The organism is Rhodococcus sp. NPDC055024 (genome assembly GCF_053608585.1).
Window position 1 is genome coordinate 47997 of sequence record NZ_JBSGVT010000008.1, and the last position, 25513, is coordinate 73509.

At 62.8% G+C, this 25513-nt stretch carries 28 protein-coding genes; 10 read left to right on the forward strand and 18 right to left on the reverse strand.

Annotated features, from left to right (window positions below; genetic code table 11):
- The first annotated feature begins 32 nt into the window (after window positions 1-32).
- The 5 genes from ACWF6P_RS17770 to ACWF6P_RS17790 are packed head-to-tail and all read left to right on the forward strand — an operon-like array spanning window position 33 to window position 3796.
- Window positions 33-845 (forward strand): S-methyl-5'-thioadenosine phosphorylase, encoded by an 813-nt coding sequence (locus ACWF6P_RS17770; RefSeq protein ID WP_452621864.1) that lies wholly within the window; start codon window positions 33-35, stop codon window positions 843-845.
- A complete protein-coding gene (locus ACWF6P_RS17775) occupies window positions 842-1900 on the forward strand; it encodes an NAD-dependent epimerase/dehydratase family protein (protein ID WP_452621865.1) in 1059 nt (352 codons plus the stop codon). Before ACWF6P_RS17770 ends, ACWF6P_RS17775 begins: the two co-directional genes overlap by 4 nt.
- Window positions 1893-2564: a glycosyltransferase family 2 protein gene (locus ACWF6P_RS17780; RefSeq protein ID WP_452621866.1), complete on the forward strand. Its 672-nt coding sequence runs from the start codon at window positions 1893-1895 to the stop codon at window positions 2562-2564. Before ACWF6P_RS17775 ends, ACWF6P_RS17780 begins: the two co-directional genes overlap by 8 nt.
- Window positions 2561-3259 carry a TIGR04282 family arsenosugar biosynthesis glycosyltransferase gene (locus ACWF6P_RS17785; RefSeq protein WP_378548476.1) on the forward strand — a complete coding sequence of 233 codons (699 nt, stop codon included), beginning with the start codon at window positions 2561-2563 and terminating at the stop codon, window positions 3257-3259. The genes ACWF6P_RS17780 and ACWF6P_RS17785 overlap by 4 nt, the downstream gene beginning before the upstream one ends.
- 24 nt (window positions 3260-3283) lie before the next feature.
- Window positions 3284-3796 carry an SRPBCC family protein gene (locus tag ACWF6P_RS17790; RefSeq protein ID WP_378548473.1) on the forward strand — a complete coding sequence of 171 codons (513 nt, stop codon included), beginning with the start codon at window positions 3284-3286 and terminating at the stop codon, window positions 3794-3796.
- A gap of 3 nt (window positions 3797-3799) precedes the next feature.
- Here ACWF6P_RS17790 and ACWF6P_RS17795 read toward each other — a convergent pair whose 3' ends face one another.
- Together ACWF6P_RS17795 and ACWF6P_RS17800 are read right to left on the reverse strand one after the other, a co-directional pair.
- Window positions 3800-4273 carry a GtrA family protein gene (locus ACWF6P_RS17795; protein WP_452621867.1) on the reverse strand — a complete coding sequence of 158 codons (474 nt, stop codon included), beginning with the start codon at window positions 4271-4273 and terminating at the stop codon, window positions 3800-3802.
- Window positions 4273-4998, reverse strand: coding sequence for an anti-sigma factor (locus ACWF6P_RS17800; protein ID WP_378548467.1), 726 nt, complete (start codon window positions 4996-4998; stop codon window positions 4273-4275). The genes ACWF6P_RS17795 and ACWF6P_RS17800 overlap by 1 nt, the downstream gene beginning before the upstream one ends.
- Window positions 4999-5437: 439 nt before the next feature.
- Here ACWF6P_RS17800 and ACWF6P_RS17805 point away from each other — a divergent pair, with 439 nt between their 5' ends.
- Window positions 5438-6694, forward strand: a complete 1257-nt coding sequence (locus ACWF6P_RS17805; RefSeq protein ID WP_452621868.1) for a COG4705 family protein — start codon at window positions 5438-5440, stop codon at window positions 6692-6694.
- Here ACWF6P_RS17805 and ACWF6P_RS17810 read toward each other — a convergent pair.
- From ACWF6P_RS17810 to ACWF6P_RS17830, 5 genes are all read right to left on the reverse strand, one after another.
- Window positions 6674-6901 carry a hypothetical protein gene (locus ACWF6P_RS17810; protein ID WP_452621869.1) on the reverse strand — a complete coding sequence of 76 codons (228 nt, stop codon included), beginning with the start codon at window positions 6899-6901 and terminating at the stop codon, window positions 6674-6676. The genes ACWF6P_RS17805 and ACWF6P_RS17810 overlap by 21 nt on opposite strands.
- Before the next feature lie 53 nt (window positions 6902-6954).
- Window positions 6955-7257 (reverse strand): hypothetical protein, encoded by a 303-nt coding sequence (locus ACWF6P_RS17815; RefSeq protein WP_452621870.1) that lies wholly within the window; start codon window positions 7255-7257, stop codon window positions 6955-6957.
- A gap of 67 nt (window positions 7258-7324) precedes the next feature.
- The gene (locus tag ACWF6P_RS17820) at window positions 7325-8155 is read right to left on the reverse strand and encodes a mycofactocin-coupled SDR family oxidoreductase (RefSeq protein WP_452621871.1); all 831 of its coding nucleotides are present in this window, start codon (window positions 8153-8155) and stop codon (window positions 7325-7327) included.
- Window positions 8156-8159: 4 nt separating this feature from the next.
- Window positions 8160-8957, reverse strand: coding sequence for a mycofactocin-coupled SDR family oxidoreductase (locus tag ACWF6P_RS17825; protein WP_452621872.1), 798 nt, complete (start codon window positions 8955-8957; stop codon window positions 8160-8162).
- A complete protein-coding gene (locus ACWF6P_RS17830) occupies window positions 8954-10579 on the reverse strand; it encodes a flavin-containing monooxygenase (protein ID WP_452621873.1) in 1626 nt (541 codons plus the stop codon). Before ACWF6P_RS17830 ends, ACWF6P_RS17825 begins: the two co-directional genes overlap by 4 nt.
- 239 nt (window positions 10580-10818) lie before the next feature.
- Here ACWF6P_RS17830 and ACWF6P_RS17835 point away from each other — a divergent pair, with 239 nt between their 5' ends.
- Window positions 10819-11259, forward strand: a complete 441-nt coding sequence (locus ACWF6P_RS17835; protein WP_452621874.1) for a hypothetical protein — start codon at window positions 10819-10821, stop codon at window positions 11257-11259.
- 7 nt (window positions 11260-11266) lie between these two features.
- Here the strand turns inward: ACWF6P_RS17835 and ACWF6P_RS17840 are convergent, their stop codons facing one another.
- The gene (locus tag ACWF6P_RS17840; protein ID WP_378448558.1) at window positions 11267-11926 is read right to left on the reverse strand and encodes a response regulator; all 660 of its coding nucleotides are present in this window, start codon (window positions 11924-11926) and stop codon (window positions 11267-11269) included.
- 176 nt (window positions 11927-12102) lie between these two features.
- Here ACWF6P_RS17840 and ACWF6P_RS17845 point away from each other — a divergent pair, with 176 nt between their 5' ends.
- Window positions 12103-12564 (forward strand): hypothetical protein, encoded by a 462-nt coding sequence (locus ACWF6P_RS17845; protein ID WP_283305945.1) that lies wholly within the window; start codon window positions 12103-12105, stop codon window positions 12562-12564.
- 89 nt (window positions 12565-12653) lie between these two features.
- On the opposite strand, the gene ACWF6P_RS17850 is transcribed toward ACWF6P_RS17845, so the two are convergent.
- The 9 genes from ACWF6P_RS17850 to dnaK all read right to left on the reverse strand — a co-directional run bounded on the left by ACWF6P_RS17850 (window position 12654) and on the right by dnaK (window position 22981).
- Window positions 12654-13829, reverse strand: a complete 1176-nt coding sequence (locus ACWF6P_RS17850) for an NADH:flavin oxidoreductase (protein WP_452621875.1) — start codon at window positions 13827-13829, stop codon at window positions 12654-12656.
- Window positions 13830-13962: 133 nt separating this feature from the next.
- Window positions 13963-14682, reverse strand: coding sequence for an ABC transporter ATP-binding protein (locus tag ACWF6P_RS17855; RefSeq protein WP_138870008.1), 720 nt, complete (start codon window positions 14680-14682; stop codon window positions 13963-13965).
- Complete coding sequence (locus ACWF6P_RS17860) at window positions 14682-16532, reverse strand: branched-chain amino acid ABC transporter ATP-binding protein/permease (protein WP_452621876.1); 1851 nt, start codon at window positions 16530-16532, stop codon at window positions 14682-14684. Before ACWF6P_RS17860 ends, ACWF6P_RS17855 begins: the two co-directional genes overlap by 1 nt.
- A gap of 1 nt (window position 16533) precedes the next feature.
- Window positions 16534-17391, reverse strand: coding sequence for a branched-chain amino acid ABC transporter permease (locus ACWF6P_RS17865; protein ID WP_378536030.1), 858 nt, complete (start codon window positions 17389-17391; stop codon window positions 16534-16536).
- Window positions 17388-18602 (reverse strand): ABC transporter substrate-binding protein, encoded by a 1215-nt coding sequence (locus ACWF6P_RS17870; protein ID WP_378635545.1) that lies wholly within the window; start codon window positions 18600-18602, stop codon window positions 17388-17390. Before ACWF6P_RS17870 ends, ACWF6P_RS17865 begins: the two co-directional genes overlap by 4 nt.
- A 330-nt stretch (window positions 18603-18932) precedes the next feature.
- Window positions 18933-19343 (reverse strand): heat shock protein transcriptional repressor HspR, encoded by a 411-nt coding sequence (locus tag ACWF6P_RS17875; RefSeq protein ID WP_003944355.1) that lies wholly within the window; start codon window positions 19341-19343, stop codon window positions 18933-18935.
- Window positions 19340-20512 carry a molecular chaperone DnaJ gene (gene dnaJ, locus ACWF6P_RS17880; RefSeq protein WP_050656306.1) on the reverse strand — a complete coding sequence of 391 codons (1173 nt, stop codon included), beginning with the start codon at window positions 20510-20512 and terminating at the stop codon, window positions 19340-19342. Before dnaJ ends, ACWF6P_RS17875 begins: the two co-directional genes overlap by 4 nt.
- Before the next feature lie 22 nt (window positions 20513-20534).
- The gene (grpE, locus tag ACWF6P_RS17885) at window positions 20535-21131 is read right to left on the reverse strand and encodes a nucleotide exchange factor GrpE (RefSeq protein WP_249037189.1); all 597 of its coding nucleotides are present in this window, start codon (window positions 21129-21131) and stop codon (window positions 20535-20537) included.
- On the reverse strand, window positions 21128-22981 hold the full coding sequence (dnaK, locus tag ACWF6P_RS17890; RefSeq protein WP_019749384.1) for a molecular chaperone DnaK: 1854 nt from the start codon (window positions 22979-22981) through the stop codon (window positions 21128-21130). Before dnaK ends, grpE begins: the two co-directional genes overlap by 4 nt.
- A 262-nt stretch (window positions 22982-23243) precedes the next feature.
- Between dnaK and ACWF6P_RS17895 the strand changes: the two genes are divergently transcribed.
- Together ACWF6P_RS17895 and ACWF6P_RS17900 are read left to right on the forward strand one after the other, a co-directional pair.
- Window positions 23244-23819 (forward strand): hypothetical protein, encoded by a 576-nt coding sequence (locus ACWF6P_RS17895; protein ID WP_452621877.1) that lies wholly within the window; start codon window positions 23244-23246, stop codon window positions 23817-23819.
- Complete coding sequence (locus ACWF6P_RS17900) at window positions 23816-24820, forward strand: TIGR03617 family F420-dependent LLM class oxidoreductase (RefSeq protein ID WP_452621878.1); 1005 nt, start codon at window positions 23816-23818, stop codon at window positions 24818-24820. Before ACWF6P_RS17895 ends, ACWF6P_RS17900 begins: the two co-directional genes overlap by 4 nt.
- 31 nt (window positions 24821-24851) lie before the next feature.
- Here ACWF6P_RS17900 and ACWF6P_RS17905 read toward each other — a convergent pair whose 3' ends face one another.
- Window positions 24852-25496 carry an FMN-dependent NADH-azoreductase gene (locus tag ACWF6P_RS17905; RefSeq protein ID WP_452621879.1) on the reverse strand — a complete coding sequence of 215 codons (645 nt, stop codon included), beginning with the start codon at window positions 25494-25496 and terminating at the stop codon, window positions 24852-24854.
- Window positions 25497-25513: the final 17 nt, after the last annotated feature.

The following is a 25513-nucleotide window of genomic DNA, read 5'->3' on the forward strand; positions in this document are numbered from 1 at the left end:
ACCCTGGACAACAACACACTTAAGGACACACGATGACGAAGATCAGCGATCACGACCTCCCCTTTGCAGACATCGCAGTGATCGGAGGCAGCGGCTTCTATTCCTTCTTCGACACAGACTCGATCGACGTCACACCAGCCACGCCGTACGGAACCCCCAGCGCCCCAATCACGGTCGGAGACGTCGAAGGACGCAGAGTCGCCTTCCTACCGCGACACGGACGCAACCACGAATTCTCTCCGCACACCGTTCCGTACCGCGCGAACATGTGGGCGCTGCGAATGCTCGGAGTCAGAAAGATTTTCGCGCCGTGCGCCGTCGGCAGCTTGACCGCAGACCTCGGGCCGGGCGCAGTGGTGGTGCCCGACCAACTCGTGGATCGGACCAGCGGCCGCGCACAGACGTTCTTCGACAACGGTGGCGTGCACGTCCAATTCGCCGACCCGTACTGCCCTCAACTGCGTAGCGCAGCACTGCAACCCGACACAATCGACGGTGGCGTGATGGTGGTCGTCGAAGGCCCGCGCTTTTCCACCCGCGCAGAAAGCCAATGGTATGCCCGCCAGGGATGGACGTTGGTGAACATGACCGGACACCCCGAAGCGGTACTGGCGCGTGAGCTCGAGCAGTGCTACGTCGCCATCGGACTCGTCACCGATCTCGACGCCGGCATCGACGCCGGTGACGGGGTGCGTGCCATCGATGTATTCGCCGAGTTCGAGCGCAACCTCGGACCGTTCAAAAAGCTGGTCAGAGCCTCGATCAGTGCTGCACCAGACGGTTCGTGCGAGAGCTGCCGAGTTCACGACGGAGTCACGCTCCCCATCGAACTGCCGACGCGATGAGGGTGCTGTTGACCGGCGCAGCCGGCTTCATCGGAGGACATATCCGCACCGCCCTCGCAGCGCGGGGGCACGAGGTGGTTGCCGTCGACGCGCTGCTGCCCTCCGCTCACGGCAGCGCACCCCGAACACCTCGGGGGATCAACGTCGTCGACGTACGATCCGCCGATGCCTTGACTGACGTGCTCCGGGAGATTGATGTGGTCTGTCATCAGGCTGCGGTCGTGGGAGCCGGCGTCGATGCCGAAGACGCCCCGGCCTACGCCAGTCACAACGATTTCGGAACCGCCGTCCTCCTGGCCGCGATGCACCGAACAGGCTGCACGCGATTGGTTCTCGGTTCCTCGATGGTTGTCTACGGTGACGGCCGCTACCGCAACGCCGCCGGTGTGACGGTGATTCCGCCAGCACGCACACGGCAGGATCTGGACGCGGGCATGTTCGACAATCGCGACCCGGTCACCGGACAACCATTGACCTGGGAAGCGGTCGATGAAGAGGCTCCGCTCCGGCCCCGAAGCACCTATGCAGCAAGCAAACTCGCCCAAGAGAACTACGCTCTCGCCTGGGCATTGTCGACAGGCGGCTCGGTCACGGCGCTGCGCTATCACAATGTCTACGGAGAATTCATGCCGCGCAACACTCCGTACTCCGGAGTCGCCGCCATGTTTCGCTCGTCCCTGGAATCCGGTCAGGCACCGCAAGTATTCGAGGACGGCAAGCAAACGAGGGACTTCGTCGAGGTTCGTGACGTGGCGGGCGCCAATGTCGCTGCCATCGAGGCACAGCTGCCCGGCTTCGGTGCCTTCAACATCTGCTCCGGACAGCCGATCACCATCGGTGACGTCGCTAACGTGCTCTCCGAAGCCTGCGGAGGGCCGCCCCCTGCGATCACAGGCGACTACAGGGCCGGAGATGTCCGGCATGTGGTGGCCAGCCCTGTGCGCGCCGAGAGTGAGCTGGGTTTTCGGGCGAGCATCATGCCGGCCAACGGACTTCGCGATTTCGCGACGATGGCGTTACGAGACTGCGAGATTGCGGGGCCTCCACATGCCTGAGGCTGCCGCAATCGAACCGGCCGACGTCACCGTCGTCATTCCGTGCCTGGACGAGGCCGGGTCGCTTCCCGGCGTGCTCGCCCTTATACCTCACGGATACACGGTGATAGTGGTGGACAACAACTCCACCGACGGAAGCGCCGAGGTCGCACGTGCCCACGGTGCCAGTGTGATGCGCCAGCCGGTGCCCGGTTACGGCTCAGCTGTCCACACCGGAATCTTGGCCACGACCACTCCTGTGGTGTGTGTACTCGACGGCGACGGTTCGATGGATCCACGGGAACTGCCTGCAATGATCGCAGACCTGGCCGGATCCGACCTCGTCGTAGGACGACGCATCCCGCAACGCGGTTGCCGGTGGCCGCTCCACGCGCGTTGGGGAAACGCGCTCGTCGCCGCGCGACTGCGCACGAAATATCGGCTACCCGTGCACGACATCGGGGCTGTCCGGGTGGCCCGAACGCGATCACTGATCGATCTCGGAGTGACCGATCGTCGATCCGGATATCCTCTCGAGCTTCTCGTCCGGGCCGCTGTTGCCGGCTGGACAGTCACCGAGCGGGACATCGCCTACCGGAACCGCACCGCCGGCCACTCGAAAGTGTCCGGATCACCGTTGGGCACGATCCGAGCGATTCGCGACTTCTGGAAGGTGATCGGATGATTACAACACCGAACCACGACGACTTCGCCGTTCTGGTGGTGGCGAAGGCACCGGTACCAGGGCTGGCGAAGACGCGACTGGCGGCAGACGTCGGTGATCTTGCTGCTGCGGAAATCGCTGCCGCCGCTCTGCTCGACACATTGCGTGTCGTCGCGGCAGTCCCAGCAGGAAACCGGATCGTCGCGATCACCGGCGACCTCGCCGACGCGGTGCGAGGCGACGACGTTCGAGATGCACTCAAGGACTTCATCGTCATCGAGCAACGTGGACACGATCTCGGTCACCGTCTCGCTCACGCGCACTCTGACACCGCTGCGATCGTCAGCGGACCGATAGTCCAGATCGGCATGGACACACCGCAACTGACACCGCAGCTGCTGTTGCACGCGGGAAGAACGCTGCAATGCAGCTCTCCTACAGCGGTACTCGGAATGGCCGAAGATGGCGGCTGGTGGGTGCTCGGCGTACAAAACGCAGTCGTTGCCGCTGCCATTGCAACCGTCCCCACTTCGCGGCCGGACACCGGTGAGCGAACCAGAGCAGCGCTGAGAGACATCGGAGTACGGGTATTGCCTGTGGCGACGCTGCGCGATGTCGATTACCTGGCCGATCTTCGCGCTGTTGCGGCCCGCTGCTCACCGACAAGCCAATTCCGCAGGACCGTACACTCGCTCAACCACGGAAGCTCTGCCTAACCCTCGACGACAAAGGTGAACGACATGGCACGTGAATACACGATATCCGACAACATCGTGATCGAAGAAGCGCCTTCGACCCTGTACGACCTCATCAGTGATCCGACGCGCATGGGCACGTGGAGTCCGGAAAATCTGGGAGCATCCATGCATATACGCCGGGCAAAAGCGTACCCAGGAATGGGATTCGACGGTCACAACAAACGTGGGCGCGCGCGGTGGACCACGCAGTGCACAGTGACCGCGGCGGAAAGCGGACGACTGTTCGAATTTCGAGTACACAAGATCGGCATCTCCAGGCCCCGAATTCCCGCAGCCATCGCAACGTGGCGATACCGGTTCGAGCCGGTCGCCGGCGGGACGCGGGTCACGGAGACATGGATTGACGACCGGCGGGCATGGCCCGATTTCGCGGCAAACATGTTCGACAAGATCGCCACAGGAGGCAAGACTTTCGCCGATTTTCAGCGTGGGAACATCAAGAAAACCCTCGAAAACATCAAACGCGACATCGAACAAGGACCGCACACCCGCTGACCACTACTCGCGAGGGACATGCGCGCCCGAAAATACTCGTCGTAGCCCGAGGAACCGCACGATCGTGGCAATCATGTTCGCGGCAATCAAAACTGACACCTCCAGCGTCCGAGAAGATTCCGCTGTTCGGGAGTGCAGCACCAACAGTGCGCCGCTGGTCACCACCAATCCCAGAGCGAAGACGACCAGTCCTTGCAGGTACTGCCTGATGATTCCTGCGGTACCACGAATCCCGAATGTGAATCGCCGATTCACTACTGTATTCGCTATCGCAGAGATCAACAGCGCCAACACATTCGCGAGTTGCGATGCGCAGTAAACACGGAGGATCAGGAAGAGCAGCAGATACACACCAGCACTTGCGCCACCCACCAGATAGAAACGAAACAGCCGGCTACGGAAGATGTCCCGTGCTCGCGTATGCCAGGTCTCGTGCATCCCGACAGAACTTGTCCCACGCTTTCGGATATCGACCATCACGCCAACCATATGACGGCAACCGGCCGCTGTGTCGGCTGTTTCGACCCTCCGGCAGGTTCTACGGTCACCATGAGAGCATCGACGCCCTCGATCCCCGTGATCACTCGTCGGTCGTCCAATCGGCCTGCATCAACGGTCGAGGGTTCCGCTGTCGAGACCAGCCACAACTGAAATTCCGACCCTCCACGCACCACATCTTCGAGTCCGTGTACCTCCACCGTCACTGATCGAAGTAGATCCGACACAGTCGCTGCGATGGTTCCGCCATCGACGACGTCAGTGGTTATCTTCCGCGCATCCGGAGCTGCCACAATCTGTGCCGAACTCGGAATCTCACCCTCACGATCGAATGCGACCGCCCCGCCAACTCCGCCGAGGATGACGATCGCCACCGCCACCATCGCAGCCGCTTTTGTCGGGAAGTCCCTGTGTATCGGTTGGGCACTTTCACCGCTGTACAGACTTGAGTGCCGAAGCCGCAACACCCGCTCAAGCAACCGTCGACGCAAACGCGGTGGGGGATCGACCGAAGTCATCGCTGCGAGGACGTCCATCGTCGACCTCACCGTAGCGACCTCGCGTAAGAAATCGTCTCTCCGCACTGAATCAGCCAGATCGAGCCACCGCTCGATCTGCAGTCTCTCGTCGCGCGAGACTGCGTCGAGCGCATAAAGACTGGCTAGAACGTCTGTGGCGAGGAGGAATTCGGCGTCCTCATCCATTGCAAGAATCCGGGTGCGGCGCAGTACACGACAGCGCGGGGAGTGACCAACTCGCCCCGTGTCGCCGATCAGGACGATTTTTGAGCGAATCGCTGTATTGCTCGCATTGTCCTCGATCAAGTACCACCAGAGCACCTCCTAGCAACTCGAGATGGATGCAGGTAAAGCTGCTGAATGGCATTCGTTGCCGACGACGCTGTGGATGGCCAAGCACATAAGGCTTTTCGCAAAGAAACCGTCTCGAAGCGATCAATTCGTGGGCCCTCCCGACCAGGTTCACGCGGACCGACGCACCGTACGCCGACGCCGAGGACACCGGATGTGGTTCTACTTCCAGTATCGAAGTCGGCAGCTGTGAAGGCTCTGAGCACGGATCGCACGACCAAGGGCTCGGCTCCTCTCAGGGCGTTTTCAGCATCGTGTCTCTACGGTCGGATCTGTGAGTGAGACGACGAGATCTGAAGCCGCCCCGACCGGGCGAGCGATGCTGAGTAAGGTCCCCGAGATCACGGTCTGGTTCTGGATCATCAAGATCCTGTGCACGACTGTCGGCGAGAGTTTCGCCGACTGGATCAACATGACCTTGGGTCTAGGTCTGAACGCGACCGCCCTCATTTTCACGGTAGTACTTGCCGTTGTCCTGGTGTGGCAGTTGCGTCTGAACCGCTACGTACCGTTCGTCTACTGGCTGGCGGTTGTGGTGCTCAGCGTCGCCGGCACCCTCTACACCGACATCCTGACCGACGATCTGGGTGTGCCGCTCGCGGTGAGTACGAGCGTCTTCGCCGCGGCCCTGGCTGTGGTCTTCGGTGTCTGGTTCGCCCGTGAGGGAACCTTGTCGATTCACAGCATCGTCTCGCCGGCGCGCGAGTTGTTCTACTGGCTCGCCGTTCTGGTCACATTCGCCCTCGGCACCGCCGCGGGCGATTGGACACTCGAGATCACCGGATGGGGGCCAGGCATCTCGGTCCTGCTACCTGCCGGGTTGATCGTCTTGATCGTGATCGGCTGGCGGCTGGGCGCGAACGCGGTGCTCTCCTTCTGGCTCGCGTACGTGCTGACTCGCCCGCTCGGCGCCAACCTCGGCGACTGGGTTGCGTCCTCGTCCACCGATCGTGGTCTCGGTGCAGGTACGGCTCTCACCAGCGCAATCTTCCTCCTCGCGATTGTGGCGACGGTCGTCTACCTCACGATGACCCGCCGCGACGTCGTCACCGAGCCCGAACTCCCACGCCCTCCGGCCGGCACACCGCATCAAGGTCGCGAGCGGATCATGCTCGGCTATTACGCCGCAGTCGCCGTCGCTGCCGCCGCACTGCTCGTCTGGGCCTCCGCACAGCCGCACGAGGCCCTGGCGGGCGAAGAGGAAACCGGCACGGCGGCGGCGGGCGCGACCCTCACGCCAGGGCAGGCCAGCGCCGTGTTCCCGTCCACAGACATCGCCAATTTTCGCACCATCACGCAGGACACGCTGACAAAGGTACAAGCCGGTGACCACACCGGCGCGGTTGCACGGATCAAAGATCTCGAAACCGCTTGGGACGACGACGAAACATCCCTGCGCCCCCTCGACGCAACCGTTTGGGGCGCACTCGACGACCGGATCGACAGCGTCCTCAAAGCGGTCCGGGCCAGCACACCCGATCCGGCTAACGAAACCCGAACTCTCACTGCACTATCGACCGAACTCCAGTAGACAACCACGCGCGTAACCCACCGTGTCAGGATTGTTGTTTCGTAGGGCTTTCGCAGTCGAGAACTCGTCCCCACGGATCATGATGACGTCATGGCCCGACGTCGAGATACCGGCAGCCAACTCGTCCGCGATCGTCGATTTTCCGCAAGCCTCGATTCCCGAGATCCCGACGATAGTGCGTCCGACCCGATTTTCGTGACAGCGCACAACGTGCTCAACGAGAGAACCCGAATCATCTGCCCCGAAGGTTGTCTGTCGATTCACACCCGAGCGGCTTTGACCTCGTCGAAGAACGCGACGACGGCGGCTTCGTTCTCCGGCGGAACGGTGAGCGACGCACGTGGACCCGCCACCGCGATGGAGTCGTCAGCGAGCCGATTACCGATAGTGAGTTTGAGACCCGACTTCGACGATTTCGCCTTCACTGCAATGTGTTCGACGTGCCAGCGAGCCACTTCGCTCGTGCTCGCGGCAGAGCGGTCGAAGACCTCCACCGTGCGGTGGTCGAGGACCATCACGATATTGGTCCCGACGGTGACTTCCAGATAGCGTCGTTCCGCCACGGTGTGTGCCTTTCGGTTGGGTGAAACCGACGCTACACACCGTGGCGGAACTCAGCGTGTCCAAACGTCAGCGGGACGAACTGCCCGCATCCACTGGCAGTGCGACAGACGTGATGTAGCGGGCCTCGTCGGAGGACAGGAACAGTGCAGCGTTCGCCACGTCCACCGGTTCGATCCACGGAATGGCGAGCATGTTCATCGTCATCGCCGCGGCAGCAAATTCCTCGCGGGTGGGCTTCTCGAGGTCCGGGCGGAACTTGCCGCGAACCAACGGGTTCTGAATCATCGGGGTGTCGACGTTGGTGGGATGAACAGTGTTGACGCGCACGTTGTACGGCGCCAATTCCTTTGCCAGCGAGCGCATCAAACCGACCACACCGTGCTTGGCCGCTGTGTAGTGCGCAACCCCGACCAACCCCCGCAGTCCGGCGATGGAACTGGTGAGTGTCATCGATCCCCCACCTCGCTCGATCAAATGCGGAGCCGCAACGGTGGTGGTGTGCCACACGCCGGTCAGGTTCACGTCCAGCATGGTCTGCCACATCGTTTCCGACATGGTCAGCGCCCCGTCAGAGGACGTGATACCGGCTGTAGCGCAGACGATGTCGAGACCACCGAGCGCTTCGACGGCCGAGTCGACGGCACTTCGCAGCGCCTCGAGATCCCGAACGTCCACTACAGCGGATTCGACCTTTCGCCCCAGCGCCTGGATCTGCGCGACGGTCTCGGCCAGATCAGCCTCCGTCGCGGGCGGGGTGACAGTCGTTTCCACCGACGTGCACACGTCGACCGCGATGATGTCCGCGCCCTCTTCGGCAAAACGTACGGCCTGAGCCCGCCCGATTCCACGTGCCGCACCGGTGACCAGCGCGATCTTGCCTTCCAATCGAGAAGTCATCAATTCACACTTTCTGGGTCAGGCCGGCGTCGACCACCAACTGACAGCCGGTCATGTAGCGGGACTCCGCGGATGCAAGAAACAGGACCGCATTACTGACGTCCACCGGATCGACCCAGGGAACGGGCAACAGGTTGCGTGCGCTCAGCACGGCAGCGGCGTCGGATTCGGTGGGATTCTCGATGTCCGGGCACAGGTTCGCGAACACTCGCTCGTTGATGATCATCGGAGTACGTACCGAACCCGGATGCACGGAGTTGACCCGAATGCCTTCCGTCCCCAACTCGTTGGCCAACGTTCTGGCCAGACCCACCACGGCGTGCTTGGCAGCACTGTAATGACCCGCTCCGGCAATACCTTTGATTCCCGCGGTCGAGCTGACCAGAACGACAGACCCACCGTCGGCGAAATGCGGAACACAGGCCTTGACCGTGTGCCACGCCCCGGTCAGATTGACGTCCAGCGAGCGGTTCCACACTGCAGGATCGATGGTCCACGACGGTCCCGGCGTGTCGTAGACGCCGGCGTTGGCGACAACCACGTCCAGACCCCCGATTTCGGCAACGCACTCTGCCACCACGGCAGCCAAGCCGTCGAAGTCCCGAATGTCCGCGACGCCGGTGACCGCGATACCGCCTCGATCACGCACTGCCTGAGCGGTTTCCGCCAACCCCGACTGCGCCTGTTCGACATCCAGCGCGATCACGGACGCGCCTTCTTCGGCGAGCCGCTCGCAGTGTGAGCGCCCCATTCCGCCGGCCGCACCGGTCACCAGTACGCGCTTGCCCTCGAGCCGACTCATGCGTGCACCGCACTGTTCAGCTCGAAGCCTCGGTATCCCGCTGCTGCCACGTCAGCACAGATGTCGGAGTAGACACCGAAACCCCCGATGAATGGCATGAATATCCTCGGCTTTCCCGGGATGTTGGCTCCCATGTACCAGGAGTTCGCGGATGGAAACAGCGTTGCCGACGCCCGGCGCGAGCACTCCTCGAGCCAGCTGTTCACAGCTTCTGCGCTGGGTTCGATCGTGTCGATGCCGTTGGAATCGAGATGGCCGATCGCGTCGGCGATCCAGTCGACGTGCTGCTCGGCAGCGAGAATCATGTTGGACAGCACACTCGGGCTACCCGGCCCGGTGACGATGAACAGGTTCGGGAAGCCGTGCATGCCCAACCCGAGGTATGTTCTCGGGCCTGCGTGCCAATTCTCCCGCAAGGTCTCGCCGCCGCGTCCACGGATCTCGATGCGATCGAGTGCCCCGGTCATCGCGTCGAAACCGGTGGCGAACACCAATGCGTCGAGTTCGTAGTGCGAGTCGGCCGTCTTGATCCCGGCCTCGTCGATTGCCTCGATCGGTGCGCTCTTGAGATCGACCAGGCTCACGTTGTCACGGTTGTAGCTCTGGTAATAGTCGGTGTCCGTCACGATCCGCTTGGTCCCGATGGGGTGGTCGTTCGGGATCAGCAGGTCTGCGATGGCCTGATCTTCGACCACCGATCTGATCTTGGCCTCGGCAAACGCAGCCGCCGTCGCGTTGGCGTCGATGTTGCTGGTCTGGTCTGCGAAGGTCTTGGCGAACAGAACACCGCCGAGCTTCCACCGCTCCTCGTAGGCCGCGTTCCTCTCTGCCTCGGACACCTCGAGTGCACTGCGCGGGTCCGAGACGAACGGTGATCCGCCGCCACTGCGCTTGGACTGCGCTCGACGCTCTGCGTAGTCGGCCTTGATCTCGGCGCGCCGCTTGTCATCGAGAGGCGTGTTTCCCGCCGGCACACTGTAATTCGCGGAACGCTGGAACACGAAGAGGTGATCGGCCTGCTCGGCGATCAGAGGAACGGACTGGATGCCCGACGATCCGGTGCCGATGACCCCGACTCGCTTGCCGGTGAAATCGACGCCCTCGTGCGGCCAGAAGCCGGTGTGGAACACCTCGCCGCCGAAAGTCTCCCGACCTGCAATGTTCGGGACGTTCGCGGTCGAGAGACTGCCGGTGGCGCAGACAACGAAGCGTGCGGTGACGTCATGACCACCGTCGGTGTGCACTCGCCACGTCGACGAGCCCTCGTCGAACTGTGCGCTCTGGACACGGGTATCGAAAGTGAACCCACTTCGCAGGTCGAAGCGATCGGCAACATGATCGAGGTAGGACAGGATCTCCGGCTGCGCCGCGTACTTCTCGCTCCAGTCCCAATCCTGTTGCAGCTCTTCGGAGAAGGAGTAGGAGTAGTCGAAACTCTCGACATCGCAGCGTGCGCCCGGGTAACGGTTGAAGTACCACGTTCCGCCCACTCCGGAGCCCGCCTCGAAGCCGTGGACACGCAGCCCCTGCTCGCGAAGTCGGTGCATGGCGTACATGCCGGCGACGCCGGCGCCGATGACTACGACGTCGAGTGGTGCGGTGGAGAAGTCAGGATCGGTCATGGTCGCCACGCTACGAGTGGACAGGTTCATAGAGGAACGGGGTCTCCCGCTGGGTGGGCGGAGCCTCCACCCCCTGACACTGGGTGGGCGGAGAGCACTGCTGTCCACTGATCGGGGGACACCGATGTCGTCCAGCACTCGGACCGGTAGGCGGACAGACCCGAATGAAATTGGGGGCCATAGTTATCTCATCACCGAAACACACGGTCACCGAGACCGACAAACCCGAGGAGAACATCATGAGCACCAATACAATTGGATCCGAAGCAGTTTCCTTTTCCGGCCTCAGCATGGCAGCTCTGGTCGCCCGCGCCGCCGGTGCGAACGCTGTGAAGTCGATGACCGACACTTCCGTCACGACGGCGATGATCAGCAACTCGGGCTTCGGGGCCCTGTATCTGGTCGACGCGTCCAATCCGAACGGCGACTGGATCGTCCCGCCGGCCGACTACATCCTCCCGAACATGAACGTGAACGTTGTCGCCACCAGCAAGAACCAGAACGACTTCCCCATCGTGCTCACGTACCGCTCCGACGACGGTGGAGTGTTTGTCTTCAGCGCCACCAACTCGAAGACCAGGGCGGATGCCGGCGGAACGTACGCCCCCGACGGCCACGACGTCACGGTGACGATGACCTCGGGTTACCCGGCCATGAATGTCACGTACGTCCTCCGGTGACGCCTGCTCACTCCAACAGACCCTGCCGCATCGCGGCGGCGACGGCGGCGCCTCGATCGTTGACTCCGAGTTTCTCGTAGAGGCGCTGCACGTGGGTTTTGACGGTGGAGGGCGCGAGAAAGAGCTGAGAGGCGATGGCGGGGATGCTGGCGCCCTGCGCGATCAATCCGAGGACTTCACGTTCGCGGGCGCTGAGCGTCGGGCCGGACGGTTCACTGCGACGCCGAACCTCTCCGACCAATCCGGCGGCGATACTGGGCGGCAACACATCTCGTCCCGCAGCACAGTCGAGCACGGCGCTCACGATCTCGGCGCGAGTGGATTCCTTCGGCAGGAATCCGGCAGCACCCGCTTGCAGAGCCTGATAGACGACGGACGACTCGTCGTGAGCACTGAGCAGTAGCACCCGCGTCGGAAGCTCGTCTCGAACCACTGCGGCGGCGACCTGAGTTCCGTCCAGGTGCGGCATCCGGAAGTCGAGCAGCGCGACCTGCGGGCGTAGTTCGCGAATCATTGCGAGCGCTGCTGCGCCGTCGTCGGCCTCGCCCAGGACGTTGATGCTGTCACTGCCGGTCAGAGCCCGAACCACGCCCTCACGGAACAACGGGTGATCGTCGCCGACCACCACGGAAACCTTGCCGGCCAGCGGCTTCGTGCCTTCGCGCATTGTTCACTTTCTCACGCCCGTACCAGCAATGCGAGCACTTACGCCTCCCCCGATCGGGGGACAGACGATTCAACCCCGCCAAGGCCCCGTCGGCGGACATACAGCAGCACTCATTCGCGACAAGATTGATTCATCGCCGAGAACGGCAACCACACACCATCCCAGGAGCAGACATCATGCGTACCAACACCACTCGCTTCGTAGCAGTCACCGCAATCGCCCTCGCTGTCGGCGGAACCGCACTGGGAACGGCAGCGGTCGCCAACGCCGGCACCATGCCGACCGACGGCCCGACGGTTGCCATGACCATCACCAACAACACCGACAACCCGATGCTGCTGGACAGCGCGTCCAACCCCTACGGACAGTGGATCAACGGCCCCCGCTCCTACCTGGCCCCGCACACCACCGAAATCGTCACCGCCTACAGCAGCGATCCCCGCGGTATCGGCGTCGATGTCACCTACAACGTGGCCGACGGTGTACAGACCGTCATGGCGGCCAACAACTACGCCGGCAACCCCACTCTCGACGGAACTCGCATCATCGGCGACCCGACGCACGTCATCCTCACCGATTACATGGCCACCGGCTACCCCACGATGAACGCGTCGTACGACGTCTTCACACAGAACTGAACCAGACGGGCTGAATCAATCAAACTTGTTTCGCTACGGCCCACGACCCGGTATCCACATGGATGTCGGGACGTGGTGTGTGCCGGCCCCTAGACCCGCTCGACCAACACGCAGCGGGCGCCACTGAAGATCGTAGGCATGCACTTGTTGCAGTGGATGCACAGTGAACGAGTATCGGATTCGGCCGCGATCCGATTGATCAGATCCGGTTCTCTGAGCAGCGCCCGCGCCATGGCGACAAACTCGAATCCCTCCGCCATCGCCGTATCCATACCCGCTTTGTCCGTGACACCGCCGAGGAGCACGAGCGGTAACTTCACCGCAGCACGGATCTGTCGAGCCTCTTCCAGCATGAACAGCGGCTTGTACGGATAGGTATGCAACATGCTCTTGCCCACCAACTGCACACCGAGTCGAACTGGTTGCGGCATAGCGGCGGCGAACTCGCGGATCGGCGCATCGCCCTTGAACAGGTACATCGGGTTGAGCAGTGAGCTGCCCATCGTCAACTCGAGCGCGTCGACGCTTCCGGATGCTTCGAGCCACTGCGCCACCTGGATTGCTTCGTCCACCCAGAACCCGCCTGGCACACCGTCGTCCATGTTCAGCTTGGCCAAGATCGCGATCCTGTCGCCGACGGCATCGCGCACACTGCGCGCAGTTTCGAGTACGACGCGGGCCCGGTTCTCCAGTGATCCGCCGTAAGAATCCTTACGACGGTTGAGTTTCGGGCTCAGGAACGAACTCGCAAAATAGTTGTGACCGAAGTGGATCTCGACGGCGTCGAACCCTGCCTCGACGGCAAGTTGCGCGGCACTGCCGTGTGCTGCAGCAATTCTGGCGATGTCCGCTGTACTGGCGCTGCGAATCATCTTCATGCTCAACGGATTGAACGAACTCGACGGCGCCAGCGCAGGCAGACCGGTCGACTTCTGATTTGCCACCGGACCGGCATGCCCCAGCTGCGCCGACGCTGCTGCCCCTTCGGCGTGAATGGCATCGGTGAGTCGTCGCAGTCCGGGAAGGGCTTCGGGTCGCATCCACAGCTGGCCGTATTCGGTGCGCCCTTCCGGTGCGACGGCGCAGTACGCGACGGTGGACATCCCGACTCCCCCGGCTGCCGGGCGGCGATGGAACTCGATCAGCTCGTCGGTGACCAGGGCGTCGGGAGTTTTGCCTTCGAATGTCGCGGACTTGATGATTCGATTTCGAAGGGTCACCGGGCCTAGCTTTGCCGGGGCAAGTACGTCGGGAGCAGCGGTCATCAAGTTTGCCTCTCGCGGGAGTTGTGTGCAGGACGGTAGATCGATGGCCCCGAGCCGGCTAGTACCCGTGCCACGGAGCGGGAAACGACTTCAGCCCGGCCGAGGTGGCCGGGCTGAAGTACGTCACTGCTGTTCAGACGCGTCCGAAGTACGCGTCCTTGAGAACTGCCAGGTCGTCGATGTCCTTCGCGTCGGCGTCGAGAACCACCTTGCCGATGTCGAGGACTGTCACGTGATCGGCGACGCTCATCGCGGCCTCCACCGCCTGCTCCACCAGCAGGACCGCGAGCCCGGTTTCCTTGAGTAGCTGCACGCGGTCCATCACCTCGCCGACAATCACGGGAGCCAGCCCTCCCGAAGGTTCGTCGAGCAGGAGCAATCGGGGCTGCGCCATCAGCGCCGCACCGATCGCGAGCATCTGTTGCTGACCGCCCGACATGGAACCGGCGGGAAGCGAACGCTTTTCCCCCAAGATCGGGAACATCTCGTACATTGACTCGACGGACTCCATGAGTTCGCTGCGCTTCACCTTGCGGGTGTACCCGCCGAGCAGGAGGTTCTGCTCGACGGTCTGCTTGTGAAAGACCCGCTTGCCTTCCTGCACGTACGCCATCCCCTGCCGCACCCGCTTGTGCGCGGGAACTCCGGTGATGTCGGCGCCGTCCATCTCAACGGTGCCCGAAGCCACTTTGTTGAGGCCGGACAGGGCGCGGAGCGTGCTCGTCTTGCCTGCCCCGTTGCGTCCGAGCAGAGCGGTCACCTGACCGGGATAGACGTCGAACGACACATCCCAGACGACGCGCAGATCGCCGTACCCTGTCTGCAGGTTCCGGACCTTGAGAATCGGTTCCATCACTTCACCTCGCTGGTCTGATGGTCTACTGCGCCGATTTCTTCGAGAAGCGCTTCTTCGTCACCGGACTTGACTCCGAGATACTCGCTCAACACGCGCGGGTGATGTTCGATCGTCGCGGCATCACCGGTAGCGATCACCTGCCCTTGTGCCAGCACGACTATCTCGTCGGCCAACGAGAGCACGAGGCGGAAGTTGTGCTCCACCAACACCACTGTGGCCCCGGCATCTCGCAGTACCCGGATCAGATCTGCCAGGCGTTCGAGTTCGTCCTCGTCGAGTCCCGATGCCACCTCGTCGAAGAGGACCACCCTCGGCTCGGCTATCACGGCGCGAGCAACCTCGAGCATGCGACGCATCCCCAGTGGCAGTGAGGTCGCGATCTCGTTGCGCAAGTGCGACATCCCCACGAGTTCGAGGACACGCTCGGCCTCGACGATGTCGGCCTTCGCGATCTTGCGGAAGCTGGGAAGGCGAAGCACGGCCGACGCCATCGACGCACGGTGCACCGAATAACGTCCGGATGCAACCGCTTCCAGAACCGTGATGTTCTCCGGAATCGTCGGAGTTTGGAACGTCCGCGCCACACCCACGCGCGCCACCTTGTGCGGCGACGACTGCGAGACGACCGTGTCACCGATCGTGATCACGCCCGCATCGGCGGTGTAGAAACCGCAGATCATGTTGAGCATGGTCGTCTTGCCTGAACCGTTCGGCCCGATCAACGCAGTGACCTTACCGGCTTCTGCAGTCAGAGTTGCCGCATTGAGTGCCTGGTTGCCACCGAACGCCTTGGACACTCCGTCGACCACCAACCGTGCGCCGTTGATCGGCGCCAACTCCGGTGTTCCACCGCTGTTTTCCTTCACAGCGACAACGCCCAAGCCGGCCTTGCGATCGAGTTTCGAGACGATCGCTCGCCCGACCTTGGTCAAACCACCGGAGAGCAGCACACCGCCGATGATCAGGAAGCCGCCGTAGAAGATCAGCGAATACTCCTGGAATGCCGTCGACTGGTTGGGACCGAGCTGCATGATCGCGGCACCGACTACGGCGCCGTACACACTTGCCGCACCGCCGAGGATCGACGCCGCCAGAACTGCTGTGGCAAAGGTGAACCCGAAGGCCTCCGGCGAGATGAACAGGTCGGTGTTGGCAAACAGCGCACCCGCCAGCCCGGCCGGGAACGCGCCGATTGCGTAGCCGAGCAGCTTCATGCGGAAGACCGACACACCCTGCGACGACGCCAGAACTGGCGACTGCTTGAGTGTGCGGAACGCGATGCCGTGGCGTGAGACCACAAGGTTGCGCATCACCGCGAACCAGAGGACGGTGACGACGACTACCACCATGTAGTACTGCTGGGTGTCGAGTTCGGAACCGAACAGCGTCGGGGGTTCCATACCGGTGAGGCCGTTTCGGCCTCCGGTCTTGCCGCCGAAGATCGCCAGTACGTCCGGTACCAGCAGCACCAGGAAGAACGACGTCATCGCCAGAGACCAGTTGCCAAGGCGCAGACCGGGAACACCGGTCAGAATGCCGACAGCCAGTGCCACCGCACCGGAAGCAGCAAGCTGGAGCAGGATGTCGGTGTGACCGGCCTGGGACATCAGACCTGCGGTGTAGGCACCGGCCGCGTACATCGCGGCCTGGCCGAGGGCCAGTTCACCGGCAAAGCCGAGGCTCAGGTTCAGGCCACTGACGACAAGCGCCAGGATGCAGGCCAATTGAATCTGCCGTGATGTCGACAGATCGAGCCCGAGGACCGGGAGCAGCAAGATCACCACGGCCAGGACCAGCGGGATGATCCAGCTCGGAAGGGAACGGAAAGTCCGCCACGCACTTACCATCTCACACCACCCGTTCTCGGACATTGCCGAACAAGCCGGCAGGTTTGACCATCAAGATGACGATCAGCACCGTGAAGACGGCGATATTGCTGTACTGACTTCCCGCCCACAGGGCGGTGAACGACTCCACCAGGCCGACGGTCAACCCGCCGATCAAAGCGCCTGGCAGAGAGCCGAACCCGCCGATCGCCAGCGCCACGAACCCCTTGAGTGCCAGTGCGGCACCCAACGTCGCAACCGCAAACGTCTTGGGACCGACAAGGAGTCCGAGGACTCCGGCCAAGGCACCCGAGAAGGCAAACGCACCCAACGCCAACCGTCGTACGTTGACTCCGCGCAGCATCGCCGCTTCACGATCCTCAGAGATACCGATCAGAGCCAGACCCGTCATCGTCTTCTTCGAGACGTAACTCAACCCGATGACCAGTGCGATCGCCGCCACCAGCAGAGCGATCTCGACCGGGTAGGTACGGCCGCCGAGCAGGGTGATCGGTTCGTTCGATCCGAAGAACGGAACCGTGAGAGGTTCACCGCCCCAGATCAATTGGGTGGCGCCGTTGAGCAGAGTGGCAACACCCAACGTCGTGACCAATTGGTTCTGGTGGTCGGCCACCGGTCTGATCGCGACGATCTCCTCGACCGATGCGAGGAGCATCACGGTCACGGTCGCCATGACGGCCACCACGAGAACAGGGAGTTTCAGGGTCACCAGACCCGTGTAGGCGACAAAGGTGCCCACCATCATCAGCTGAGCTTGAGCGAAGTTGAAAGTGTTGGAGGAAACGAAAACGATGTTGTACCCGATGGCAACCAGCACGTAGACCGCGCCGAGTGCCAAACCGGACCACAGAATGGTCATGATGCGGCCGGGTTTCCGAACTGACCGTTGAGGATCTTCGTCGGACTGATGAACTTCAGCTCACTGGTGTCCGGGTTCGGGCCGTGGTTGTCGGAGCTGAAGTTGTAGCGCGAGAGGAAGGCAGTCTTGGCATTCTCCTGGACCTCCGAGGTTTCCAGCGCCTCGGCGAGTTTCTTCGGATCGGTCGAACTGCCGACCTTCTGCGCTGCCGCCGCGACGAGGGGGAAAGCGTCGTAGTTGTCGGCAAGGATGAGTGTCGACGGGATGGAGCCCAGCGACGCCATCGTGTCCACCATGGTGCTGACGAGCGCATTGTTCGGATCGAACACCGTGCTGGTGAACACCTGTGTCACAAGGTTCTTCACCTGGGGCGTGCCGAGCACACCGGCCGGCGGATCGTTCGCGATCAGGTTGGTGGCAGAGACCGAGGTGTTTCCGACCAGCGGTACGTCCCAGCCGAGACGCTCGAGGCTCTGCAGAACATATCCGAGGGGAGCGCCGTACGCGTCCAAGGCGATTGCCGCGGCACCGGCATTCTTGAGCGATTGCAACTGCGCCGTCATGTCCAGCGCGGCGGCGTCGTACTCCTCGTTTCCGGCAGCTTTCAGACCGGCAGACTGCAGAGCGCTGGTCATCTCTTCGCCGAACAGCTCACCGTAGGCGGTACTGCCGTGCAGCACTCCGACGCTGCTGTAGCCCTTGGTCTTTGCATACTCGGAGATTCCGCGAGCAGTGTCCGTCGCACCTGGAGCCAGGTCGAAGTTCAGCGGGAACTTCGACGGGTCCGTCGAATCAGGAGAAGGCGCCATGCTCAGTGAGAGGATGTTGTTCTGCTTGAGGATCGGGAGAACCGCAGCCGCGATCGACGAAGGACCCGAGTTGAGGTAGAGGTCAGGCTTGTTACCCGAGTTGATGGCTTCGCGCAGCTTGGTGACGGCGATCGTTGCATCACCTGCGTCGTCCACCGTGGTGAGTTCGATCTGACGGCCACCGATTCCCCCGGCCTCGTTCTGGACCTGAACTCCCGCCTTGGTTGCGAGCAGCGAGGTCTGCGAGTTCGCCGCGAGGACTCCCTGTGCACTGATTCCGCCGGTCAGCAGAACTCGGTAAGGCGAGTCCGCGCCACCATCGGACTCCGAAGAACCACTACACCCTGCAAGAGCCAGAGCCGTCACGGCTACTGCCGCAACAAGAATGGGCCGACGATTCATGTCTGCACTCCTAGAACACATGTATGCACCGAACGTCAGGCGAATACCTGACGAAAGAAGGGTCGGCCGGTGGACACGCCTGATTTCGAGCACCAGCCAACCAAGCGCCCGCTTGATGATCTAGCAAGCAGTTGCTTGGGTTGGAGCATAGAATGTGATCTGGATAACGTCAAACGCGCAAAAGAGGAGTCATGAAAGCGGACGCTATGCACATCGGAGTCGCGTCAACAGATCGATTCCCGCTGGGTGGAAACACAAAACGGCCCCACGCTCAGGGGATTCGACGAAGTGAATCCCACTAGGCGTGGGGCCCTGTTTCCAGAGTTCCGACTAGCGTTGGTTGCGAGGCTTCCAAACCACCAACGCGTTGTTGCGCGGGATCGGCACGAGGTCCCGGCGATAGCCCGCATGGACTTTCGCGATTTCCTCGGCCAATTCACGGACGCGGTGCTGCAGAGCCTCGACCTGGTTGGTCAGTTCGATGATCCGTTTGATTCCGGCAAGGTTGACGCCCTCGTCCTGCGAAAGCCGTTGCACTTCACGAAGAAGGGCAACATCACGCGGGGAGTACCGTCGTCCACCACCGGTGGTTCGGTGCGGGGTGACCAACCCGAGCCGGTCGTAGTTACGCAAGGTCTGCGCATGCATTCCGGCCAACTCGGCTGCCACCGAGATCACGAAGATCTGAGCGTCAGGATCGACCGTCGCATCCCATTGATTCTGCGGTCGCTCGGTCATCATGCACCGGCCCACCCGGCCCGTGGATCGAACCCGCTCGCCTTCTCGGCCTCGAGATAGGTTTTCAGCGCTTCGATCGCCGGGTCGTCCAACTTCTGCGGGACGGATACCTTGACGGTGACCAGAAGGTCACCAGCGCCCTCGGGACGCTTGGGGATGCCACGTCCGCGAACTCGCAGAATGCGTCCGTCCACCGTTCCGGCCGGAACCTTCACTCCGACACGGCCGTCCAACGTCGGCACCGACAGGGTCGTACCCAGTACCAGCTCGCCGTAGCTCACCGGAACCGTCAGTGTCAGGTCGTCACCGTTGCGGCCGAAGACGCTGTCCGGCTTGACGCGGATGTTGACGAACAGGTCGCCGGCCGGAGCTCCGCGGAGTCCCGCTTCACCCTTGCCCTTGAGTCTGATCTTCTGGCCATCGCTCACACCGGCAGGCACCCGTACCGTGATGGTCCGTGTGCGATTGGTGACGCCGCTACCGTGGCAGTCCTCGCAAGGCGAGTCGATGATCGAGCCGGTTCCCCGGCAGTCGTCACACGGCTCACTGAATCCGAAAGCGCCCTGGTTCCGGCTCACTACGCCGGTTCCGTTGCAATGCGGGCACACTCGCGGGCTGGTGCCTGGCTTTGCGCCGCTGCCGTGACACGTGGTGCACGACGTCGGGCTGGTCAAACGAAGTGGGACGGTGACACCGAGCGCTGCTTCGCGGAAGGCGAGCGTCGTCTCGGTCTCGAGATCCTTGCCTCGACGCGGACGGTTGGGCGCAGCTGTGCGCTGGCCCGCTCCCCCACGGTTGAACAATCCGCCGAAGATGTCTCCGAGACCCGAGTCCTGTCCACCGGCGCCGCCGCCGAACAGGTCGTTGATGTCGAAACCACCAGCGCCGGGGTTGAATCCGCCGCCGCCTTGCGCGCGGGGACCGAAGCCGCCGCTGGCAAACAGACGCCTGGCTTCGTCGTACTCCTTGCGCTTTTCCGGATCGGAGAGCACTGCATGAGCTTCGCTGACTGTCTTGAAACGCTCTTCGGCCTTCGCGTCGTCAGGGTTGGCATCGGGATGCAGATCCCGGGCCAGCTTGCGATACGCCTTCTTGATCTCGTCGGCCGTGGCGGTGGACGAGACGCCCAGCTCCTTGTAGAAGTCCTTCTCGATCCACTCCCGTTGACTCACTGGGCGTCTCCTCCTCTCACTCTTACTTCGCTTCTTCCTCTGAACCGTCTGCAGGCTTGTCGCCCACCCGGTCCGTCACGGCCACCATCGCGGTCCGAAGGACCCGGTCGCCGAGCTTGTAACCCTTGCGCATGACCGTCCCGAGTACGGGGTCGTGGCCTTCGCCTTCATGCTGCACCGCTTCGTGGAGCGCGGGATCGAAATCGTCACCCTCGTTACCGAAGTCGGTCAAACCCAGACCCGTCAGGGTCGTGTTGAGCTTGTCCGCTAGCGCACGCAACGGACCTGTTTCCAGATCACCGTGCGCCCGAGCGCGATCCAGATCGTCGAGAATTCCGATGAGCTCGGTGATGACCGAAGCCCGCGCGGTTTCCTTGATGACCTGCTTGTCACGCTCGACGCGACGACGGTAGTTGGTGAACTCCGCCTGCAAGCGCTGCAGATCCGCAGTTCGTTCGGCGAGCTGATCGGTGGCGGATGCTTCCTCCACGATCGACTCTGCTTCCTGAACTACCCCTGTGTCTTCCGAGTCGAGCGGCGGCAGGGATTCCCCCGCCGCCTCTCCCTGTGCACCGGTCTCGGGGTCGACCGGGTTGTTCTCGGAGTTGTCCGAGGTCACTTCTTGTCCGAGTCGGTGGGCTCGTCGACAACCTCGGCGTCGACGACGTCGTCGTCATTGCCTGCGCCGTCGGTGTTTCCGGCCTCGTTTGCAGCGGAAGCCTCGTAGATGGCCTGGCCCAGAGCCTGCGACTCGGTGCCCAGCTTCTCCACTGCGGTCTTCACTGCAGCGATGTCGGTGCCTGCCAGGGCGTCGTTGACGTCCTTGACCGCTGCCTCGACCTTGGTCAGGATCTCCTCGGAGACCTTGCCCGCGTTCTCACCTTCACGCTGCTCCTTGACGAACTTCTCCGTCTGGTGGACCAGCGACTCGGCCTGGTTGCGGACCTCTGCCTCTTCGCGACGGGCCTTGTCTTCCTCGGCGTGAGCCTCGGCGTCCTTGACCATGCGCTCGATCTCTTCCTTGGACAGACCGGAGCCGTCCTGGATCTTGATCGTGTTTTCCTTGCCGGTGCCCTTGTCCTTCGCCGTCACGTGCACGATGCCGTTGGCGTCGATGTCGAACGTGACCTCGATCTGCGGAACGCCACGCGGGGCGGGCGGCAGATCGGTGAGCTCGAAGGAGCCGAGCAGCTTGTTGTGCGAAGCGATTTCGCGCTCACCCTGGAAGACCTGGATCTGCACCGAAGGCTGATTGTCGTCAGCCGTGGTGAAGGTCTCGGAACGCTTCGTGGGGATGGTGGTGTTGCGCTCGATGAGCTTGGTCATCACGCCACCCTTGGTTTCGATACCGAGGGAAAGCGGCGTGACGTCGAGGAGCAGAACGTCCTTGACCTCGCCCTTGAGCACGCCGGCCTGGAGTGCGGCGCCGACGGCGACGACCTCGTCCGGGTTGACACCCTTGTTGGGCTCACGGCCACCGGTCAGTTCACGAACCAGATCGGAGACGGCCGGCATACGGGTGGAGCCACCGACGAGCACGACATGGTCGATGTCCTTGACGGCGATTCCGCTGTCCTTGATCACTGCCTGGAACGGCGCACGGGTGCGATCGAGCAGGTCGGAGGTGATCTTCTGGAACTCGCTGCGGGAGAGCTGCTCGTCCAGGAAGAGCGGGTTCTTGTCCGCGTCGACCGTGATGTACGGGAGGTTGATGGAGGTGCTCTGCGAGCTGGAGAGCTCGATCTTCGCCTTCTCCGCAGCCTCACGCAGACGCTGCAGGGCCATCTTGTCCTTGGTCAGATCGATGCCGTTCTGAGCCTTGAACTTGTCGACCAGCCAAGCGACGACGCGCTCGTCCCAGTCGTCGCCACCGAGGTGGTTGTCACCGGAGGTTGCACGAACCTCGACGACGCCGTCGCCGATTTCGAGCAGGGAGACGTCGAAGGTGCCGCCACCGAGGTCGAAGACCAGGATGGTCTGCTCGGTGTCGCCCTTGTCCAGTCCGTATGCCAGTGCAGCCGCGGTGGGCTCGTTGACGATACGAAGGACGTTGAGGCCGGCGATCTGGCCGGCTTCCTTGGTTGCCTGACGCTGTGCGTCCTCGAAGTACGCGGGGACGGTGATGACGGCGTCGGTGATGTCTTCGCCGAGGTAAGCCTCCGCGTCACGCTTGAGCTTCATGAGCGTGCGGGCGCTGATTTCCTGCGGCGTGTACTTCTTGCCGTCGATTTCAACGTTCCAGTCAGTGCCGATGTGGCGCTTGACGGAACGGAGGGTGCGGTCGACGTTCGTGACTGCCTGGTTCTTCGCGGGCTGACCGACGAGAACCTCGCCGTTCTTGGCAAATGCGACCACCGAGGGGGTGGTACGTGAGCCTTCGGCGTTGGCGACCACTACGGGCTCGCCGCCCTCCAGCACTGCAACTACCGAGTTGGTCGTACCGAGATCGATACCGACTGCACGAGCCATAGTGTTCCTACCTTTCGTTCTGCGGTTCTCTGCTCGAGTGGTTGATCTCGAACATGACCGCGAGTTTTTCGCTTGGTGAGCGTCCTCCGCTCAAGTTTGCCTCCGACCGTGGCCGGGAGTCAACTTGAAGTTGAGCCGAGGGCGCTCAAGCTTGTCGAAATGGTCAACTACAGCCCACGTAGATTTGTTCCCGCCTTCCCCGAAAAGCCGAAAAAGTGCGCCACATCACTTCCACATCTCTCCAAATGGCTACGATCGGCCGGTGACCGATCCCGACAATTCCCCCGCTCGACCTGCTCGCCCGTCACCTCCACGCCCGGCACCCGAGCGACCCGACGTCTCGGTTCGGCCACTCCGAGCGCCGGCGAGCGACGAGACCCCCAAAGCCGTGACCTTGTCTGCTTCTGCCTGGATCGGCTCGTTCGTCGTGCTGGCCGGAATCGCCGGAGTGGTAGTCACCAGCCTCGACGACGTCCGATCCGCTCTCGAAGAATCGACTGCACGCGACAACCCCGGATACTCGTCCACCGACATCTCCGACGCCGTGACCGTCGTGCTGGCGGGCAGCGGCGGCGGCGCTCTCGTCCTGGTCCTGCTCGCGCTCATGAGCCTTCAACTCCTCCGCGCACGCAAGAACGCCGGGAGGGTGATGACGGCGGTCGTCGGAGCCCTGAGCATCGCGGCCGGGCTCGGCTTCATGTCCCTGGTCGACGGCGCAGCGGATATCGGCGCTGGAGTCCTGACGTGGGGTCCGATTCTCTACTGCGTCCTTGTCGCGGTGGCGGCTATCGCTCCGTTCGCTCCCGGTGTCAGCGACTGGCTCCGAGCACGCCGATGAAGATTCACGTACAACTCGACTCCGCGCCGGGCGCAGGCGCTGCTCGCAGCCGTGAACTCGCGGAGACCGGCGCCGGCGGACTGTTCACGTTCGAGGGGCCGCACGACGTGTTCTTCCCACTCGTCGAAGCCGCTTCGGCCGTCGACCTCGACCTGATGACCAACGTCGCCATCGCGTTCCCCCGCAGTCCCATGCATCTGGCGCATTCGGCCAACGACCTGCAGTTGCTCAGTCGCGGCCACTTTCGGCTCGGTCTCGGGTCGCAGATCAAACCGCACATCGAAAAACGCTACAGCGCAACGTGGTCGCGTCCAGCGGCCCGCATGAAGGAGACCGTCGCCGCGGTCAAGGCGATCTTCACGGCGTGGGAGAACACCTCGACGCTGAACTTCCGCGGCGAGTTCTTCACCCACACTCTGATGCCGCCGACATTCGACCCCGGCCCCAATCCCTATGGACCGCCGCCCATCCTGATGGGGGCACTCGGGCCGGTGATGACCCGTACCGCCGCGGAGGTTGCCGACGGACTACTGGTCATGCCGTTCCACTCGGAGCGACATTTCCTCGAGCGCACACTTCCGGCCGTCGATACAGGCCTTCGCGAATCCGGGCGCACCCGAGACGAATTCACGATCATCCCGCAGGTCATCGTCGGCGTCGGCCGCAGCGACGATCAACTCGCCGCGGCCGCCCGAGGCGTCCGGGCGCTGCTCTCGTTCTACGGATCGACGCCCGCATACCGTCCGGTGCTCGACGTCGAAGGGTGGGGCGAGGTCCAGCCGGAACTCAATACCCTCTCGAAGCGAGGCGGCTATGCCGACATGGCCTCGTTGATCACCGATCCGATGCTGACCACACTCGCCGTCGTCGGCACCCCGGAAGAATGTGCGACCGAGATTCGGCGGCGGTTCGGCGAGCATGCCGACGAAGTGTGCTGCTACTTCCCCGGTTACGACACAGAGCCGGCAGACGTGGCGTCGATGATCTCGGCTCTCGCCTGAACCTGGTCAGGCGCCCTGATCAAGCCCCTGATCAGGCTCCTAAGGTACGGGCCAACTCGACGAGCGATTCCCGGGCAGCGCGCAGGCTCGCCTCACCCTGCTCGATCAGCGGTGCCATCGCCGGAATACGCTGCGCCAAAGTCAGTTCCGCGGTGATGACGGAGACATCCATTCCCATCGACACCCCCAGCACCTGAACGAGCGGCGGGACGGTGTGATCGTTTGCCTCGTTCCCCGAACCCGGTGCATAGGTGTTTCCGCGACTGGACACGATCACCACGGGCTTGCCTGCCATGGGCTGAGTGCGAGTGTCGAAAGGCACCGTTGTACCCAGGACGTGTACGTAATCGATCCACGCTTTCAACGTGGACGGGATCGACCAGTTGTACATCGGTGCACCGATCACGACTACGTCCGCCGCGGCGAGTTGCTCGATGACCCGAGCCTGCAGTGCTTCTGCGTCGGCGTCCGGACTCTCTCCGTCGACGCGCAAGCGTGGTGCGTAGTGCAGGGCCGCGTCCGCGAGGTGCGGCAAGGGGTCTCGGTGCAGGTCCAACGTCACCGTCGTGTGATTCGGGCTGATCTCCGACCACTGCGCAGCGAACAGTGCGGTCAGGTCACGCGAGGTCGAGTTGCGGAGTTCGGCAGACGAATCGATGTGAAGTAGTTGTGGCATCCCTCATCAGTACCAGA